18 protein-coding genes and 1 pseudogene are annotated in these 17,392 nt (G+C 42.5%); 18 read left to right on the top strand and 1 reads right to left on the bottom strand.

The genetic code is table 11. The annotated features are described in order from the left end of the window. The first annotated feature begins 84 nt into the window (after window positions 1-84). The 16 genes from V6B33_RS15070 to V6B33_RS14995 all read left to right on the top strand — a co-directional run bounded on the left by V6B33_RS15070 (window position 85) and on the right by V6B33_RS14995 (window position 14,637). Window positions 85-591, top strand: a complete 507-nt coding sequence (locus V6B33_RS15070; RefSeq protein WP_334218575.1) for a DUF1456 family protein — start codon at window positions 85-87, stop codon at window positions 589-591. Window positions 592-603: 12 nt separating this feature from the next. Next, the gene (locus tag V6B33_RS15065; protein WP_334218647.1) at window positions 604-1,311 is read left to right on the top strand and encodes a M48 family metallopeptidase; all 708 of its coding nucleotides are present in this window, start codon (window positions 604-606) and stop codon (window positions 1,309-1,311) included. Window positions 1,312-1,453: 142 nt separating this feature from the next. Then, on the top strand, window positions 1,454-1,825 hold the full coding sequence (locus tag V6B33_RS15060; RefSeq protein WP_334218574.1) for a VOC family protein: 372 nt from the start codon (window positions 1,454-1,456) through the stop codon (window positions 1,823-1,825). A 347-nt stretch (window positions 1,826-2,172) separates the two neighbouring features. Then, complete coding sequence (locus V6B33_RS15055; RefSeq protein WP_334218646.1) at window positions 2,173-3,093, top strand: helix-turn-helix domain-containing protein; 921 nt, start codon at window positions 2,173-2,175, stop codon at window positions 3,091-3,093. A gap of 523 nt (window positions 3,094-3,616) precedes the next feature. After that, the gene (locus tag V6B33_RS15050; RefSeq protein WP_334218573.1) at window positions 3,617-4,114 is read left to right on the top strand and encodes a hypothetical protein; all 498 of its coding nucleotides are present in this window, start codon (window positions 3,617-3,619) and stop codon (window positions 4,112-4,114) included. Window positions 4,115-4,283: 169 nt separating this feature from the next. Then, window positions 4,284-5,135: a DUF2785 domain-containing protein gene (locus V6B33_RS15045; RefSeq protein WP_334218572.1), complete on the top strand. Its 852-nt coding sequence runs from the start codon at window positions 4,284-4,286 to the stop codon at window positions 5,133-5,135. Window positions 5,136-5,145: 10 nt separating this feature from the next. Continuing rightward, window positions 5,146-5,634 (top strand): GNAT family N-acetyltransferase, encoded by a 489-nt coding sequence (locus tag V6B33_RS15040; protein WP_334218571.1) that lies wholly within the window; start codon window positions 5,146-5,148, stop codon window positions 5,632-5,634. A gap of 123 nt (window positions 5,635-5,757) precedes the next feature. Next, window positions 5,758-5,940 (top strand): hypothetical protein, encoded by a 183-nt coding sequence (locus V6B33_RS15035; protein WP_334218570.1) that lies wholly within the window; start codon window positions 5,758-5,760, stop codon window positions 5,938-5,940. 31 nt (window positions 5,941-5,971) lie between these two features. Beyond that, window positions 5,972-6,259: a hypothetical protein gene (locus V6B33_RS15030; protein WP_334218569.1), complete on the top strand. Its 288-nt coding sequence runs from the start codon at window positions 5,972-5,974 to the stop codon at window positions 6,257-6,259. A 22-nt stretch (window positions 6,260-6,281) separates the two neighbouring features. Then, entirely contained in the window at window positions 6,282-7,034 is a 753-nt protein-coding gene (locus V6B33_RS15025; RefSeq protein WP_334218568.1) for a phosphotransferase family protein, read from the top strand. Window positions 7,035-7,184: 150 nt separating this feature from the next. Next, on the top strand, window positions 7,185-7,805 hold the full coding sequence (locus V6B33_RS15020; RefSeq protein ID WP_334218567.1) for a TetR/AcrR family transcriptional regulator: 621 nt from the start codon (window positions 7,185-7,187) through the stop codon (window positions 7,803-7,805). A gap of 163 nt (window positions 7,806-7,968) precedes the next feature. Then, a complete protein-coding gene (locus tag V6B33_RS15015) occupies window positions 7,969-8,853 on the top strand; it encodes an ABC transporter ATP-binding protein (protein WP_334218566.1) in 885 nt (294 codons plus the stop codon). 7 nt (window positions 8,854-8,860) lie between these two features. Beyond that, window positions 8,861-9,652 carry an ABC transporter permease subunit gene (locus V6B33_RS15010; protein ID WP_334218565.1) on the top strand — a complete coding sequence of 264 codons (792 nt, stop codon included), beginning with the start codon at window positions 8,861-8,863 and terminating at the stop codon, window positions 9,650-9,652. Window positions 9,653-9,667: 15 nt separating this feature from the next. Further along, the gene (locus V6B33_RS15005; RefSeq protein WP_334218564.1) at window positions 9,668-10,462 is read left to right on the top strand and encodes an ABC transporter permease subunit; all 795 of its coding nucleotides are present in this window, start codon (window positions 9,668-9,670) and stop codon (window positions 10,460-10,462) included. 473 nt (window positions 10,463-10,935) lie between these two features. Beyond that, window positions 10,936-13,254 carry an RNA polymerase recycling motor HelD gene (gene helD / locus V6B33_RS15000; RefSeq protein WP_334218563.1) on the top strand — a complete coding sequence of 773 codons (2,319 nt, stop codon included), beginning with the start codon at window positions 10,936-10,938 and terminating at the stop codon, window positions 13,252-13,254. 165 nt (window positions 13,255-13,419) lie between these two features. Then, a complete protein-coding gene (locus V6B33_RS14995) occupies window positions 13,420-14,637 on the top strand; it encodes a Bcr/CflA family efflux MFS transporter (RefSeq protein ID WP_334218562.1) in 1,218 nt (405 codons plus the stop codon). 80 nt (window positions 14,638-14,717) lie between these two features. On the opposite strand, the pseudogene V6B33_RS14990 reads toward V6B33_RS14995, so the two are convergent. Further along, window positions 14,718-15,492 (bottom strand): annotated as a pseudogene (locus V6B33_RS14990) (MBL fold metallo-hydrolase). Between the two features lie 577 nt (window positions 15,493-16,069). On the opposite strand from V6B33_RS14990, the gene V6B33_RS14985 reads away from it, so the two are divergent. Both V6B33_RS14985 and V6B33_RS14980 read left to right on the top strand, forming a co-directional pair. Beyond that, window positions 16,070-16,690: a flavodoxin family protein gene (locus V6B33_RS14985; RefSeq protein WP_334218561.1), complete on the top strand. Its 621-nt coding sequence runs from the start codon at window positions 16,070-16,072 to the stop codon at window positions 16,688-16,690. 148 nt (window positions 16,691-16,838) lie between these two features. Next, window positions 16,839-17,294 carry a GNAT family N-acetyltransferase gene (locus tag V6B33_RS14980; protein WP_334218560.1) on the top strand — a complete coding sequence of 152 codons (456 nt, stop codon included), beginning with the start codon at window positions 16,839-16,841 and terminating at the stop codon, window positions 17,292-17,294. Window positions 17,295-17,392: the final 98 nt, after the last annotated feature.

The following is a 17,392-nucleotide window of genomic DNA, read 5'->3' as shown; positions in this document are numbered from 1 at the left end:
GAACTAAAGTGCTAAAGGGAAGTATCGGGGCAGGATAAATCCTTATAGGATTGCCGATTGCCTTGGGATATTAGGAGGTTAAAAATGAATATAGATAATAATGATATTTTGATTCGTCTTCGATATGCATTGGATATAAAAAATATAGAAATGGTTGAAATCTTCAATCTTGGAGGCCTCGATCTTACGAAAGAAGAAGTGCTGAAGGTGCTGACAAAGTCACAAGATGTTGAAAATCATGAAATCGTTGAGGATGAAGGTCATATTCCCTGTGATGACGAGATGTTCGAGTCTTTTTTGAATGGCTTGATTACGTTCAAAAGAGGAACACAAGATCCGAAACCAGGGCAGCCTGATAAACCGGAACTGTCCTATGAACATGTGAATAATCTTCTCTTAAAGAAAGTGAAAATTGCACTATCCTTGACAGGCGAGGACATGATCGACACTCTGGAGTTAGCTGGTGTCAAGATTACAAAAGGGGAATTAAGCGGTCTTCTGAGAAGAGAAGGACATAAGAATTACAAGGTGTGCGGGGACCGTTATGCACGAAATTTCCTAAAAGGCCTGACTTTGAAATACAGAGGATAAGGCATGAAGGACATGTTCCATACCTACTTAGGTGAAACACTTCATTTTAAATGCAACTACAAAAACCGGTCTACCACAGAAATCTATCTGGACATCTATGGAACAGTAGAAATCCACGCACCTAAAGGAACACAGGAAGAAGCACTTTACAGGATGCTAGAAGATAAATGGGAGATTATTCAGAATAAATCAAAAGAAATGAAGACCCGGTTGAATGGGCCTCAGGAAAAGGTTTATGCTCATGGGGAGCCTTTTCTATATATTGGAAACGCCTATCCTATACAAGTTCATCAAAATAGATCAATTAATAAAGATTACGTCCAGTTTGAAAAAGATACTCTGCATATTCATGTGAAACAGCTTGAAAATAAAAGTATCCAGCAAGCTCTAAAACGTTTCTATTACCAGCAGTGTAAAGTTTTAGTTGAAAAGAGCATCACTTTCCATCAGCACCACTTTAAAACGAAACCGCGCTCCATTCGCATTTCTGACAGTAAAACGACATGGGGCACTTGCGACGGAAGAAGGCAGCTGACATTCAATTGGAAGCTGGCCATGGCCCCGCTGGAAGTCATTGATTACGTGGTGGTCCATGAAATGTGCCATATGGTCCATCTGAATCATGACCGATCCTTCTGGAGGCTCGTCGGAAAAATCATGCCGGAATACCGGGAAAAGGAAAGATGGCTGTCGTTGTCCAGTTGGAGAATGACGGTTTAAGTATTACAGGTAATTTTTTTATTAAATAAGCTCGTAAATGATAGAATGTCTGATGAATCTCCTGAAAATCCATGTGTCTTATTCCGTGCAATAGTGTACACTTGAATTGTGGTAATAATTTCAATTTCCAGGAGGTCCTCAAATGAACCTAGGAGCATTCTCAGTAAGTCTAAGTGTAAAAGACATTAACAAATCCAAAGAATTTTATGAGAAATTGGGCTTTGAAACGCTTGGAGGAGACATTTCCCAAAACTGGCTGATTTTGAAAAACGATCAACATATCATCGGATTATTCCAAGGAATGTTCGAAAAAAACATTCTCACATTCAATCCTGGCTGGAACCAGGAAGCTGAAAACCGGGAATCATTCACAGATATTCGAGATCTCCAAAAAGAGCTCAAAGCAAAGGGGCTCACCCTCTTGACAGAAGCTGACGAAACAACTGAAGGTCCTGCCAGCATCACGCTGGAAGACCCTGATGGGAATCCGATACTAATTGACCAGCATAGATAATCAGATAGTGAACAAAACACAAGCCAGTCCCTGGGTGCGAGGAGGGACTGGCTTTGAATTTTTTATTGATGGATGCGGTTAATTGGGAAATCCAGAGATTATTGTTTGGAACTCATAGATTATTCCTTGAAATCCATAGGTTTATTGGAAAAAGTCAAAGATTATGTTCGAAAGCTCATAGAATAATAAAAAAGTATTAGAATAACTCAGCAGGTACACATGTTACATTTACATCAACTCAAACTTGAAAACAAATGGAGGAACTCAACTATCACTTGATACCAATACGTCCCGTGGCACGTTACACTTGATTTATTCTTTGAAATGAGGTGATTGCATTGTTTGATATGAAAAAAGTTGGAAAACAAATCGCGCTGTTACGGAAGGAAAAGAAGATTACCCAGATGGCGCTGGCTGATTTGATGGGTGTGAGCTTTCAGGCGATCAGTAACTGGGAACGGGGGCAGACGATGCCGGATATATCAAAGCTTCCTGAGCTTGCTGTGATTTTTGGAGTCAGCATTGATGAAATCCTGACTGAAAGCAAAGGGACGAGGCTTGTGAGGGATCTAGTCGAAAATGACACGTTAATAGAATCAAATCAAATCGGGAAAGAGGAATTTATTGAAGCTGCCCCTATTTTGACCCAAGATCAGGCAGACATGGTTTATCAGACGCTCAAAGGTGATTTTTCTCCTGAAGATCTTGTATCGGTTGCTCCATTCATCAACCAGGAGTTAATTGACGATCTAGCAAAGAATAAACTTGAATCTACCGGACTTAAGGAACTCGCGCCAATCGCACCCTACATCAGTCAGGAAATCTTGGATGCTGGTGCGATCAAGTCCATAGAGAATGAAGATTTAAGTGTCCTGTCGGCGGTTGCCCCGTTCATCAGTCGGAAGGTAATTGATGAGTGTGCGGAAAAGGAAGCTGCAGCAAACGGTTTGGAAGGTCTGACTGCCATCGCGCCATTCATAAGTCAGAATGTCATTGATGAATGCGCCAGAAAAAACTTTGAGGCAAACGGCTTGGCAGGATTAACAGCGATGGCGCCATTTATCGGGAAAGATGTTTTGAGCTCATGTGCAGCATTAAGTTATGAATCTCATGGAATAGGATCCCTTGTATCCATCGCACCTTTCATTAAAAGAGAATTTTTGAACGAACTTGCCCTGGATGCGATTTCGAAAAAAGGGCTCAGGGAAATCATCGCGATTGCCCCCTTTATTGACCGGAACTTGATTCAACTCCCGGTATCTGAATGATTGGAGGAGAGGCTGGGACAAAAGTGTTTTAGTCTGAATAAAACCCGAACTAATTTGAACTCTAAGTTTAAGTAAGTTCGGGTTTTATTAGCTTTGTTTAAATATCCATTTTGTAAATAGCTTGTTCGAGCGGTTGATTGGAGTGCAAGATGAAGACTCCTGCGGGAAAAGTAGCTTATTGAAAAGCGGAAGGGCTTTGCTCAAAGACCTGCAGCTAGACAAGTGAGACCCCGCAGGCTTTGTGCCTAGGGGACTCACGGACTACCCGCGGAAAGCGAAGTCTTGCACGGAAATCATTAGCGGTATTCAGTGGTCATCACTGTTAATGTTCGCCTTTAGGCAGTTGTTTTTTTGTTTCGTCCCAGCCTCTTCTTTTTTATGGAAAAAATAATCCATATTGCGTGCGTTTAGAATAGATTAATTGATTTCACCCGGCAAAAAATTGTTCACACAACGTTCACTTATGAAGACCGTTCTTAAATAGCTATAATGACTAAGTGTTTAACAGAAGGGATGATGGAATTTGCCTACAACGAAGAAAGAGAGCGTTTATTTTGGATTAATGATGTGTACAGGGATGGTAATCGTCATGACATTGTACAACTTAGTCATCAATGACTTGATTGGAATCATATCAATTAAAGGAATCTTTATGCAATTCGTTTTAGGGTTTGCGGTGGCATTCTTATTGGAGCTTTTCGTAGTAGGACCGGTAGCACATAAAGTTACTTCTTTACTGCGTTTTGATAAATCGAATGGGCTGAATGCGATCCTGGCCATGTCCTGCTGTATGGTGATAGGAATGGTCTGCTTGATGTCCTTATTCGGTTTGGTAACTTCTTATATATTTACCGGACTTTCTGAAGGGTCCATTTTGGAACATTACGCATCGACTGCATTCAAGAATTTTATCTTTTCCCTCCCGCTGCAGCTGATCGTCATGGGACCGTTCATCCGGTTTCTATTTGTGAAATTTGTAAAAAGCCCGGTCATGTCAGAATCCGGAAGTATTAGCCAATAGCAAAATATAAGGGGGAGCAATCGCCTCTGTACGAAAGAAGCTTAGCTGAAAATAAAATAGTAAGCTTCTTTTTTTGAATTAATCATTGAGAAAATTAACAATATTTGAAATAATTGGTATTGAGCTTTTTTTCGTCCTCTCAGAATCATAACTAAAAAGGAGAATGTCTATGAAACTTCAATTAAATAAAAGGGTACTTAATGAAAACGAACTAAAGAAAATTTTGATTGAAATTAATTCAGGTGAAAATACATGGAATGACGTTGACCAATTATTATCCGTAGAATCTATGATAACGCATATCGGATCAACGGATGCTGAACTTAGGGATAAACTGATTTACACCACTTTTTTCCGAATGATCATTGAGGATAACCAAATAGAATCTGATCTTTTAATAGAATTGTTGGATATATGTTTAAATGAGCTCTTACATAAGGGATTGGGTGAAAATGGCACGGATTCCGTGTTTACAAGATCTTTTACTACTCTCTTGATGGCGCTTATTTTATACAAAGATAATAAGGATAACTTACTGACGCATACGAAAATTGAAAAGGTAAAGGATCAGTTGATCATATATTTAAATCAAGAGAAGGATTTAAGGGGATATGTCCCTGGCAAAGGATGGGCACACAGTGTTGCGCATGCAGCCGACACGTTCGATGAACTTGTCAAAAATCCAAAAATCAGTAATGACCTGTATCCTGAAATACTCGAACCGCTCTGGAATAAGATGTTTGTATCTGACACCGTCTATATCCATCATGAGGACGAACGGATGGTAACCCCAATCATTGAAATGCTGAATAATGGGTTGAACGTGGAAGAAATCGAAAGCCTATTACAGAACGTACCGGAAGATTTGAAAACCAAAAAAGAAGAACTTTCAGAAGAAGAGTATTGGTTCCTTGTATTTAACTGCAAGGCTTTTTTGAAAAGTTTTTATGTGAAAATAAGTGCGGAGTCAAAATATGGATCAATCCAGGAAAGCATTAAACGATGTCTAGAGAAAGTGTGAGGGGATAACAGTGACCTATACATTTAAGCCGATGACACAGTCTCAAGCAGAATTCATTGCTTACCATTGGCACTATGAAGGAGAGTATTCCTTTTACGATATGGAATCGGATAAAGAAGATCTTGTCGACTTTTTAGACCCCGAATCACGAGGTGACACAATGTTCTCGGTTTATGAAGGCGAAGGACTGGCCGGCTTTTTCAGCATCAACAAAACGGGTGCCGGAATCTATGATATCGGACTTGGCATGAGGCCGGATTTGACCGGCAACCGCAGGGGCTCAAAGTTTCTGACGGCTGGGATGGGATTTGTGAAATTCCGTTTTAGCCCTGTGAAAATCACTTTATCCGTCGCCAGATTCAATGAGAGGGCAATAAAGGTTTACAGAAAGATTGGATTTCAGGATGTGGAAACTTTTAATCAGAATACGAATGGTGATACTTTTGAGTTCCTTAAGATGGAATATGTATGTCATGAAGAAGAGGGAAAAAGTATTTGAGATCCATTGAAATCAAGGGTTTTTTTGAATCAGAAGTGAAGGTCAAAGGGAGTACCCTTTATTTTCAGCTGAAAATAATTACATCGTACATGATCAAATTCATTCTAAAGGTGAGGGAATGTCATGATAAAAGATACTTGTCCTGCTTGTGGTTCAAATGAAATGAGAACGGGAGAATTTAAAGGGTATGGTTCACTATTTAAGAAACGAGCGATAATTAAAAGTTCAGAAGTGGAGGCTGATTTTTGTTTGCAATGCGGGTTGATACTGGCTTTAAAAGTGAAAAATCCAGAAAAATTCGCATAAACTTCCTTAAGAATGAAAGGTGAATAATAATATGAAGTTTAATAAAGATGATTTTGACATGGTCTATTCCGTAGAAAATACAGAGGCAGGATTCGAAGATATAAAGGCTCTGTCCATTCAATGCAAATTCTCAAATTGTACTCATACAACTGAGCCTCAATGTGCTGTCCAAAAAGCTATTGCAGAGGGAGTACTTCACGAGGAGCGGTTTATTGCCTTCTATAGAGAAAAAAACGAAACAGCACATGTCGCCAACCAGAAAAATAAGACCAAGGCGGTCGATTATATGAAACAGCGAAAGCTATTTCATAAGCCTTAGTTAAGATTAGAGGGGAGAAGCAATGAATTTAACCGATCCAATCGCTGCAGGAAATACCGCCAAAGTCTATCTCCATGAAAACAGGGTGGTCAAGGTTTTCCACAGTCACTTACCTGAAGGAGAAGCTGCCGTAGAAGCAAATAAACAGATCCTTGCACATTCATGCGGTCTTCCGGTTCCAGAAATAGTAGGTGTCACGAAAATAGACGGTAGACAGGCGATCATCATGGAATATGTTAAAGGCAGGACATTGGGAGAGCTCGCTGAGGCAGACAGGGCAAGTGCAGAGTATTTCATGAGTCTTTCTGTCGACGTTCAGTTGAAGATCCATACAAATTCCGCTGATTCACTTGAGCCCATGTCTGAAAAATTAACCAGACAGATTAATGCTTCGGGGGAATTGTCGCAAAAACAAAAATATCTTTTATTAGGGAAATTGGCATCCATGTCAAACAATAATAGACTCTGCCACGGAGATTTCCACCTCAATAACTTAATCATGAGTAAACATGATGTGACAATTATCGACTGGGTTGATTCAAGCAGCGGCAATATACCTGCAGATGTCTACAGGTCCTATCTTCTATATTCCCAGGTTTCATCAAAACTCGCTGAATTGTATTTACGGCTCTACTGCCAAAAGAGTGGACTGCAAAAAGAACAAGTACTCGATTGGGGGCCAATCATTGCTGGGGCAAGACTCTCAGAAAACGTCTCATCTGAGAGAAGCGGGCGCTTGCTCAAGATCGTTGACCAATACTGCACTGCACCATAAATTGAAGGTGCGTCCCGGACCACGTTAATGTGGTGATTAACTCTGGGGCGTGCCTTCAAATTCTTCATTGACCAACCTGGTCAAAAGGTGTAATATGGAATTGACCATAGTGGTCAATAACTTGTCCGTTGAAGGAGGGATCCTTTCATTTTGTTCCATTCATTAAATATAGATTCAGAAAAAGAAGACAGAATTATCAATGCGGCAACGAAGGTGTTCTCGGAGAATGGGTATAAGAGAGCTTCGACGAACGCAATCGTGAAGGAAGCCGGAATTTCGAAGGGTATTTTGTTTCATTACTTCAAAAGTAAGAAAGATTTGTATTTGTCTCTGTATGAACACCTTTCCGATATGTTTGCAGAAAAGATATATGCCCGCCTGGATTGGGAAGAACGGGACATCTTTGAAATCATCCGGCAGGTGTCGGTCATCAAGCTCGAATTGTTTAAGACATACCCCGATTTAATCAATTTTCTGAACAGTGTTTTTCATGAAGATGAAGCGGAAGTGAAGGAAGAGGTTGAGACGATAAGGGAGTCATTGACAGACAGCAGCTTCACAAAATTATTCAGCAATATCGATGCAGGCAAATTCCGGGAAGGCATTGATGCGGCGAAGGCCATTCAGGTGATTTATTGGACATTTGAAGGATTTGCCAACCAGCAGCAGGCAAAAGCAAAATCAATGTCGGTTGCTGATATCTATAAAGAGGATGTCCTTGCAGAGCTTGATTCCTATACGGATCTTCTAAAGAAATCATTTTATAAATAAGGTTCTATTGTGGTAAGCAACAAAAATTAGGTTATCCGACTGTCCGTCGGCAGCTCGTTCGACTTGATGCGAAAAAAGCTCAGACCTGAAATTCTGCACCAGTAGAGTTCATGATAATCATTTATATAGGCAAGATAGACCTGAAAAAGGGAGGCGGCAGTTGATGAATGTAATCGAAATAGACGGACTGACAAAAACATATGGCTCATCAAGGGGCATTAACAATATCAGCTTCAACGTGGAAGAAGGGGAAATTTTCGGCTTCATCGGACCGAATGGAGCAGGGAAATCAACGACGATTCGTACACTTCTTTCCTTGATCCACCCGACAGGAGGCAGCGCGAAAATCTTTGGGAAGGACTGTGTCGAGTTTGCTCCTGATATTGCAAAAGATGTGGGGTATCTTCCATCCGAGGTGTTCTACTATGACAACATGAAGGTCATGGATTTACTGAAGTACTCTGCAAGCTTTTATAAAAAAGATTGCAGTGGAAGAATCAGGGAACTTGCGGAGAAACTGGATTTAGACCTGACGAAGAAAATCGATGATCTTTCACTTGGAAACAAAAAAAAGGTCGGCATCATCCAGGGTCTCGTTCATGAACCAAAGCTGATCATCCTCGATGAGCCGACTTCCGGACTTGACCCGCTCATGCAGCAGACTTTTTTTGATCTATTGAAGGAAGAGAACCGGAAAGGAGCGACAGTCCTCTTTTCCTCGCATATCCTGAGCGAGGTGCAGCGTATGTGTGACCGGGTTGCGATCATCAAGGAAGGTGAGATCGTCCAGGTTGAGAAAATCAGTATACTCAAGGAAAACAATCACAAGAAATTCAAATTGGAAGTGAAAAGCGATATCAGCGCCGGATATTTTGACTTGACAGGAGTGAATAATCTGGAGGTTCACGAACACCACATCAGCTTCCTATTCAGGGGCGACATTAATGAAATCATGAAAAAAATCGCTGAGATCGACATTGCCAACCTGTGGATTGAAGAACCGGATCTTGAAGAAATATTTATGCATTATTACGAAAAGGAGGTGTGATTCCTCCATGAATATGTACTTGTTTGAACTGAGAGCTTATCGTAAAAACACACTCATGTGGACACTTGCCCTCACAGGGCTCGCACTGCTATTCATGTCAATGTTCCCCCCTATTGCAAAAGAAATTGATGAGTTCAAAAAGGCACTGGAAGGTTTTCCGGAAGGTGTGAGGAAAGCACTGGGGTTACAGGTGGAAACCATCGGCTCTGTCAATGGTTACTATTCCTATACGTTTATGTACATTGCTCTATGCGGGGCCATCCAGGCGATGACGCTCGGGATTTCCATTTCCTCGAAAGAAGTCCGGGAGAAGACGGCGGATTTCCTTTTGACAAAACCGGTAACACGTACGAATGTACTCGCTTCCAAATTACTTGCTGCATTAACATGTATTCTGTTTACTAACATTGTGTACCTGGGGGCGGCTGTTCTTATTGCAAAGGCGGTAGCGTCCGGGGAATTCAGTTTGACTGCATTTCTATTAATCTCTCTGAGCCTTTTGATTATCAGTTTAATCATGTTTGCATTGGGTACAATGCTTGCGGTTCTTTTTCCGAAAATAAAATCTGTCATCAGCGTCTCGCTTGGCGTGGTATTCGGATTCTTCGTACTAGGCATGGTGGCGGGCCTCGAGGAATCAGGGCGCTATTTCTCGCCGTTCAAATATGTGGATTATGCGTATGTGATGAAGAAAGAGACATATGAATGGCCATTCCTGGTTGTTGGATTCATCATTATTGTTCTGGCATTCATTGTGAGCTTCATTGTCTATAAGAAAAAAGACATTCACACGGTATAAAAGGAGGGGGCAGCCGTGAATATCTATTGGAGAGAATTGAAGGCACATCGTAAATCATTAATTTTTTGGTGCATCGGGATGGTTGCGCTGATCGGTGCAGGCATGAGCGAATACGGAGCTTTCACTTCATCTGGACAGTCAATAAATGACCTGATGAAAAGTATGCCGAAAGCGATGCAATCGTTTATGGGCGGTGGTGGTCTGGATATGTCTACTGCCGTTGGATACTACGGGTTGTTGTTCCTGTACATCATCCTTATTGCGACGATCCATGCGGCCGTGCTCGGGGCATCGATTCTATCAAAAGAAGAACGGGATAAGACAGTTGAATTCTTATTTGTTAAGCCGGTGACCCGCAGGAAGGTGGTGGCAGTGAAAATAATGGCCGCATTGACGAATTCATTGATACTGACCTTTGTCACCTTTGGAGTCTCCCTTGTGATCGTGGGACATTTTGCCGAAGGAGAGAGCATCACAGGCGGTATCGGCAGACTCATGGCGGGTATGTTCATCCTGCAGGTATTATTCCTTGTGATCGGCACAGCAGTTGCAGCAGTCACCAAGCGTCCTGGTAAAGCATCCGTCTGGGCAACCAGTATTCTGTTAGTTACATTCATACTATCATTTGCCATCGACTTGAGCGAAAAAATAGAAGCGTTAAAATACTTCACTCCATTTAAATATTTTGAAGCAAAAAATTTGCTCGATGATGGTCTCGAACCCTTTTTTGTAGCATTATCCTCCGTGATGATCTTCGTTTTGGCAGTGACTACTTTTTGGTATTACAGAAAGCGTGATCTGAAGATGTAGTGTAGTGTGGTAAAGCAGTGTTGGGTTTGAAGGAAATCAGATTTGCATTGGGCTATGAGAAGATATGATGACATGCCCATCGGCCAATATAAAAAGTAACATAGAAGTCAAGATCAACATTTAAAAGTAATAAAAACACAGGAAAACCCTTCTTCGCCAGGAGGGGAAGTCTGTGTTTTTATTTATTTCACCTTATGTTTGTCAATGCATTAATTGACGATAGAACAGAAAGGATGCGCGGTGGAGAATGCATGTTGGAAGCATTTGTCCTGGTCGGATATAAAAAACTTCCGGAATATTGAAGTTCAATCTTCTGGAAGTCGTAAAAATTCTATTGATATAGAGTTGGAAGTGTGATAAATTAGAACAGAAACACATAAAATGGGAAAATAAAACATATTCCCTCAATATTAATTATATATCAAAACCATTTAATGAGTCAACCCCCAATTTTTTTGAAAAGGAGTGCTTGAATGAAAGCTGAAATTGTGCAAGAACAAGAACGTGTGAATCAAGTATTAGAAACAATCAATGATCAAATTGGAAGTCTGACCAAAGAAACCGGACGTAGGAAAGATGAAGTGAGGGAAATCCGCAAAAATTTCTGGGATGAGGTCAAAGTGAATACTGACACTTTCGATGACTTTCTGGAGACGGTACTCAGTTTAAGGCAGCAAGCACAGGTATTGACTGTAAGTCATAGCACGCACAGTCAGGCTGTGAAAAAACTTTCCTCTCTCCGGCGCATGAAAGAAAAACCATATTTTGGGCGCATTGATTTTCTGGAAGACGGTGAATCGTCAGCGGAACAGGTGTATATCGGCATTGCCACAATAACGGACGAATCTGGTGAAGACTTTCTAATTTATGACTGGCGGGCACCTATTTCAAGTGTGTACTATGATTATTCCCCGGGCCCCGCTGAATATGAAACTCCGGGGGGCACAGTTAAAGGGAATTTGGAGAAAAAATGGCAATATATCATCAAGGATGGAAGTATTGATGCCATGTTTGATACCAGCCTGACGATCGGGGACGAAATTCTGCAGCAAGTACTGGGGAAGAGAACTGACAATTATATGCACAGCATCGTTGCAACCATTCAACGCAAGCAAAATCATATTATCAGACACGATAAGGGGCGGCTGCTCATCGTCCAGGGTGCAGCGGGGAGTGGAAAGACATCTGCCGCACTGCAGCGCATAGCGTATCTGCTTTATAAGTATCGAGGCACTCTGAATGCAGATCAGGTCATACTATTCTCACCCAATGCCATGTTCAACAGCTATGTGTCCAATGTACTGCCTGAACTCGGTGAGGAAAACATGGAACAAGTGACTTTCCAGGAGTATTTGAATCATCGATTAAGCACAGAATTCCAACTCGAGGGCCCATATGACCAGCTGGAATATATGTTGAAAGAAATGGATTCCCCTTTATATAGGGCGAAGGCCGAGAGCATCCGGTTCAAGGCATCGACCAGATTCTTTGAAGCGATCAAAGCGTACCGGAAGTCACTTGAATCATTCGGAATGAAGTTCAAGGGGATCAAATTCAGAGGTGAATCGATTGTCACTGCGGAACAAATTACAGAACAATTTTATACTCATGATACAGGTCTCAAATTTCACAATAGAATAGAGATGCTGAACGAATGGCTGAATAAACATATTGATGAAGCAGAGAAGCGGGAAAGGACCAAACCGTGGGTTGAGGAAAAAATCGAGCTGTTGAGCAAAGAAGAATATGAAAAAGTGTATAAACACTTACAAAAGAATAAATCAACTAATGAAGGTTTGTTTGATAATTATGAAGCAGAGTACGCTGCGTTTTCACGCTTGATTGTCCGCAAGAGGTTTAAAAGGCTTCGAAAAAAGATAGATAGACTGCTTCATGTAGATATAAAAGGGATCTACCTTCAAATTTTTGACGAACCAACTGCTATCCACTCCTTGATGGCAGGCGCACCACCTGAAGAATGGGAGCAGATTTGCCGTTTGACTGTTCGAATGCTTTCTGAAGGGAAGTTGAATTATGAAGATGCGACTCCATTCCTGCTATTAAAGGAACTGATTCTCGGCTTTCAGACGAATACGTCGATCAGGCATGTGTTAATAGACGAAGCACAGGATTATTCCCCTTTTCAATTTGAATTCCTGAAGAGGTTGTTTCCGGCAGCGAAAATGACGGTGCTCGGAGATTTCAACCAGGCCATCTTTGCCCATGCCAGTGAACAAGGGAACTTCAGCATATTGACAGACTTGTACGGCCCTTCCGACACCGATGCGATCATGCTGACACAAAGCTACAGGTCAACCAGGCCGATCATTGAATTCACGAAAAACCTTGTACCGGATGGGCACAAGATAACAGCTTTTGAAAGGGAAGGACAAAAGCCGGAGCTGACGGAGGTAGAGGACCATCGTGAACTACATCACAGGATAATATCTAAAATTGATGAACTGCGGAAACGTTCTTATGGTTCCATTGCAATCATATGCAAAACAGCTGCTGAAAGCGAATCTGCATTTGCAGAATTAAGTGATATGGGAAATCTCAAGCTCATGAAAATCGGCTCTTTGGAATACGAACAGGGTGTGGTTGTCATCCCGTCCTATTTGGCAAAAGGGATCGAGTTCGATGCCGTCATCATCTATGATGCATCTTCGCATAAGTATGGGGATGAAAGCCTGCGCCGCCTTTTTTACACCGCTTGTACAAGGGCGATGCATGAACTCCACTTATTCAGTGTAGGAAAACCAACTCCTTTTATAGAAAACATAGAAATTTGACAATGCAGGGGCGCTTTGTCCCTGCATTTTGTCCATTTTATAAAACTGGACGGGCCATCAACTAATAAATCCAAGACAAAACAATTGTAAACACCTCTTTCCTCTGCTAGAATCAACAAAGATTTATTACGACGCAACTTCATCTTCAGAAAGGTGTTTACTCAAATGAACCATCAACCAACCGGTAAAGAACGGGTCGGATTCGCGTTTCTTCTGGGAATGCTCGGAATCCTCGGTCCCCTTAACATTGATATGTATCTGCCGAGTTTCCCGGGTATAGCGTCCGATTTGAATGCCAGTGCCTCAATGGTGCAGCTTAGTTTGACGGCATGCTTGATCGGGCTTGCTGCCGGCCAGGTGGTAATCGGACCGATCAGTGATGCTCAAGGGAGAAGGAAGCCACTGTTAATCTCTATTTTTCTATTTGGCGTATCTTCCATTCTATGTGCGCTTGCACCGAATATCTCCGTGCTGATTGCAGCGCGTTTTATCCAGGGGTTCACTGCTTCAGCGGGGATCGTCCTTTCACGTGCAGTAGTACGTGACGTATTCAGCGGGAGGGAGCTGACGAAATTCTTCGCCTTGTTAATGGTGATCAATGCAACTGCGCCAATGGTTGCTCCGATTACTGGCGGGGTTATCCTTCTGATGCCTTTCGCTTCGTGGCATACGATTTTCTATTTTCTTGGATTAGTAGGTTTTGTGATAGTGCTTACGATTGCTGTGAAGTTGAAGGAAACACTTCCCCCTGAAAAGAGGATTCCAAGTTCAATCGGCGCCTCGCTCAGAACGATGGGAAGTCTGATGACGGATCGTTCGTTTGTCGGCTATGTCCTGACTATCGGACTTATTCATGGAGGGAGCTTTGCTTATGTAGCAGGCACTCCGTTTGTGTACCAGGGGATTTACGATGTATCGCCGCAGGCGTTCAGTTTCTTATTCGGCATCAACGGGCTGGCGATCATATCGGGCAGCTTCATGATCGGCCGTTTCAGCGACATCATACCGGAAAGAAATCTGCTTCGGATCGCCGTTATAACAGCAGTGAGTGCCACCTCAGTCCTGCTCATTGCAACCATCATCCAAGGTCCGCTCGCGACACTCGTCATCCCGATCTTCATTTACATGACATCGATGGGGATGATCCTGACCAGCACATTTACACTCGCAATGGAAAAGCAGGGGCACCGTGCCGGCAGCGCCAGCGCCATGCTGGGCATGCTTCCCCTCGTTGTAGGTTCACTCGTAGCACCACTTGTCGGCATCGACGAAACCACCGCCGTTCCGATGGGTGCTGTCCTATTCTCCACAGCGCTGCTTGGTGCTGCCGCCTTCTTCACGCTCACCAAGCGGAACAAAGGGACAGGTTCCTTGTCCCGTTAAATAACCACAACGACGTATCGTCAAAAAGACCCTTAATTAAATCGATAAGGGTCTTTTTCGATTTATTCACCCGTTGGCTGCTACAATCCTTCCCACCATCTAGAAGAAGGATAGGGACCTTCATGCAATAAAAACGTCTCGCCGATTGTGGGAGTGAGAACCTTGATACCATTATCTTCTCCAGCTTTCGTCACACGCTTAATCGGATCTGTCCATTCATGAAAGGACAGCGTAAAGGCTCCCCAGTGAATGGGAAGTAATAAATCACCTTTAACATCAATATGAGCTTGAACAGTTTCTTCAGGAAGCATGTGAATGGGAGCCCATCGCGGATCATACTGCCCGCATTCCATCAAGGTAAGGTCGAACGGTCCGTATCGTTCGCCAATGTCCTTGAATTTGTGGGCCGTAACCGCTGTCCCCGCTGAAAAAGATTTTCGAATCCTGTCCTTTGATGACCCAGGAGCACCACAGAGTACTGTTCCGGTCATGTATGTTTCTTCCTGAAAAATGCCTCGCAGGTGCAGAAGCAAGAGTAAGACCCTGGCAGTCTATCTCTTCCCACCAGTCAAGTTCTACGATCTTGTCAGGAAGTATGCCCCATCGTTCCAGGTGACTCCCTACTCCAATCGGAACAAAGAACTGATTTACTCTTTTGCGAAGTTTTAGAATCGTTTTGTAATCAAGATGGTCATAATGGTCATGGGAAAGAACAACCGCATCTATTCTCGGAAGCTCTTCCATTGATACAGGCAGTTCTTTACTGAACCTTTTACCGCCGATCAGCGGGAAAGGTGAAGGGGCATCTCCCAACATCGGGTCGAAGAAGAGATGTTTTCCGTCGATTTCGATCATGCAGGCAGAATGACCGAACCAGGTGATATTCGTTTGCTGGTGGTGATGATGGAGAGAAGGAAATCTGGTTACCGGTAGTGAACGTTCAGGCTTTCGATCTGAATTTCTCTTCAGCATATCCCTGATCATCGTAATGGAAGTCGTCAAATCCGTGCTCGTGGAGGTGGGAATTTGGTTCTTGAATGATCCGTTTGAATAGTTTCGAGAACTCTGCACCCTTTCCCTGACTGGCTTTTGGCCAAAAGCAGGATTGAACTTTATCAGTAAATAAACTGAAAGGACGATTACACATAAGGCGAAAAGAACAGTTAACATATGGGGATCCCCTTTAAAATAGTACTTTAATCTTTATTTTACTATCTCAAATTATTATCTCTGTGTCCAAATTTAAAGCCCATCCCAGTGAGGTTTAAGGCGTGAACGTATCGGCGGAAGGACTTTAATGGGATTCACTCCGTTAATTCAGCAAACCATTCCCGTGTTTCCTCAGATGAGAATGGTTTCAACTAACCTCACCGTTTACTGATACTTTAAAAGGGTATCAGTTTAGGAGAATGCATTTAGGAAGGATGAGCTGATGATTAACGCATTATTATTAAACTGTTCGTTAAAAAGCGGAGAAGAGCAGTCGAATACGGCAGCCTTAATGGATGAGGCAGTTGAAATATTTAAAAAGGAAGGGATAGAATCCGAAGTTATCAGGCTGGCAGATTACTCGATTTCCTACGGTATAACACCGGACGCCGGAGATGGCGATCAATGGCCGGAAATTTTTGAAAAAGTAAAACTGGCAGATATCGTGATCGTCGGGACACCACTCTGGCTCGGTGAAAAAAGCAGCATTGCTACGCTTGCGATTGAGAGACTGTATGGTGGAAGCAGCCTGACAAACAATAAAGGTCAATATCTTTATTACAACAAAGTTGGCGGAGCAATCGTTACAGGTAACGAAGACGGTGCTAAGCATGCTTCTGCATCCATTCTTTACGGACTCGCCCATATCGGATTTACAATCCCTCCGAACTCGGATACTTATTGGGTAGGGGAAGCAGGCCCTGGTGCTTCCTATATTGAAGCAAAAGGGAAAGAAAATGAATTCACACAGCAGCATGCAAGAATCATGGCTTATAACCTCATTCATTTCGCAAGACTCCTTAAAGAAAAGCCTATCCCCGCAGAAGGGAATAAAGTAGAATGAGTATAATATTGTTACCCTTCCAACGACGTGACGTGAAGCGAACGCATCGTTGGAAGGGTTTCTTACATTCTATTTTCTGTCTGGTAATCGATATGGTAAAATCTTTTCATAAACCATAGATGACAACCTGTATAAAGGAGTAATGGCAATGGAAATCAAACAGGATTTTATTATAGGGAAAGAAGCGTCTGAACTGATAATGGATCATCTCAGAAACATGTCCATCCATTCACCGCCGGAAAGCAGGCATGCACTGAATCTTGATGGGCTGAGGCAGCCGGATATTACGTTCTGGGGGGCGTGGGAAGACGGCGAACTGGTCGGCTGTGGCGCATTGAAGGAACTCGACAGGGAGCAGGGGGAAATCAAGTCCATGAAAACATCTGCAGACCATCTCAGAAAAGGCATATCGAAGAAAATCCTTCACCACATCATAGAAGTTGCAAGAGAGCGGGGCTACCTGCGTCTGAGCCTCGAAACAGGATCAATGGACGCATTTTTGCCTGCGAGAAAGCTATATGAAAGCTTTGGATTCACATATTGTGAACCGTTTGGTAACTACGGGGAAGACCCCAATAGTATATTTATGAACAAGGAATTATAGGAGCAGACCCATTTCTCCACAAAGTAAAATCATCCGCATCGCAGAGTATAGCTCTAAAATGAGACCCATTCCTTAATCGAAATCTGTTACCTTATACG

It is taken from the genome of Mangrovibacillus sp. Mu-81, from assembly GCF_036867415.1.
Classification (GTDB): Bacteria; Bacillota; Bacilli; order Bacillales; family Bacillaceae_B; genus Rossellomorea.
Note: the sequence above shows the minus strand (reverse complement) of the source record. Positions and strands in the feature narration are given on the sequence as shown.

What these genes read in the sequence shown, in the direction of transcription:
- V6B33_RS15070 (WP_334218575.1), top strand. Translation starts at nt 85, where the DNA reads ATGAATATAGATAATAATGATATTTTGATTCGTCTTCGATATGCATTG.
- V6B33_RS15065 (WP_334218647.1), top strand. Translation starts at nt 604, where the DNA reads ATGTTCCATACCTACTTAGGTGAAACACTTCATTTTAAATGCAACTAC.
- V6B33_RS15060 (WP_334218574.1), top strand. Translation starts at nt 1,454, where the DNA reads ATGAACCTAGGAGCATTCTCAGTAAGTCTAAGTGTAAAAGACATTAAC.
- V6B33_RS15055 (WP_334218646.1), top strand. Translation starts at nt 2,173, where the DNA reads ATGAAAAAAGTTGGAAAACAAATCGCGCTGTTACGGAAGGAAAAGAAG.
- V6B33_RS15045 (WP_334218572.1), top strand. Translation starts at nt 4,284, where the DNA reads ATGAAACTTCAATTAAATAAAAGGGTACTTAATGAAAACGAACTAAAG.
- V6B33_RS15035 (WP_334218570.1), top strand. Translation starts at nt 5,758, where the DNA reads ATGATAAAAGATACTTGTCCTGCTTGTGGTTCAAATGAAATGAGAACG.
- V6B33_RS15030 (WP_334218569.1), top strand. Translation starts at nt 5,972, where the DNA reads ATGAAGTTTAATAAAGATGATTTTGACATGGTCTATTCCGTAGAAAAT.
- V6B33_RS15025 (WP_334218568.1), top strand. Translation starts at nt 6,282, where the DNA reads ATGAATTTAACCGATCCAATCGCTGCAGGAAATACCGCCAAAGTCTAT.
- V6B33_RS15015 (WP_334218566.1), top strand. Translation starts at nt 7,969, where the DNA reads ATGAATGTAATCGAAATAGACGGACTGACAAAAACATATGGCTCATCA.
- V6B33_RS15010 (WP_334218565.1), top strand. Translation starts at nt 8,861, where the DNA reads ATGAATATGTACTTGTTTGAACTGAGAGCTTATCGTAAAAACACACTC.
- helD (WP_334218563.1), top strand. Translation starts at nt 10,936, where the DNA reads ATGAAAGCTGAAATTGTGCAAGAACAAGAACGTGTGAATCAAGTATTA.
- V6B33_RS14995 (WP_334218562.1), top strand. Translation starts at nt 13,420, where the DNA reads ATGAACCATCAACCAACCGGTAAAGAACGGGTCGGATTCGCGTTTCTT.
- V6B33_RS14985 (WP_334218561.1), top strand. Translation starts at nt 16,070, where the DNA reads ATGATTAACGCATTATTATTAAACTGTTCGTTAAAAAGCGGAGAAGAG.
- V6B33_RS14980 (WP_334218560.1), top strand. Translation starts at nt 16,839, where the DNA reads ATGGAAATCAAACAGGATTTTATTATAGGGAAAGAAGCGTCTGAACTG.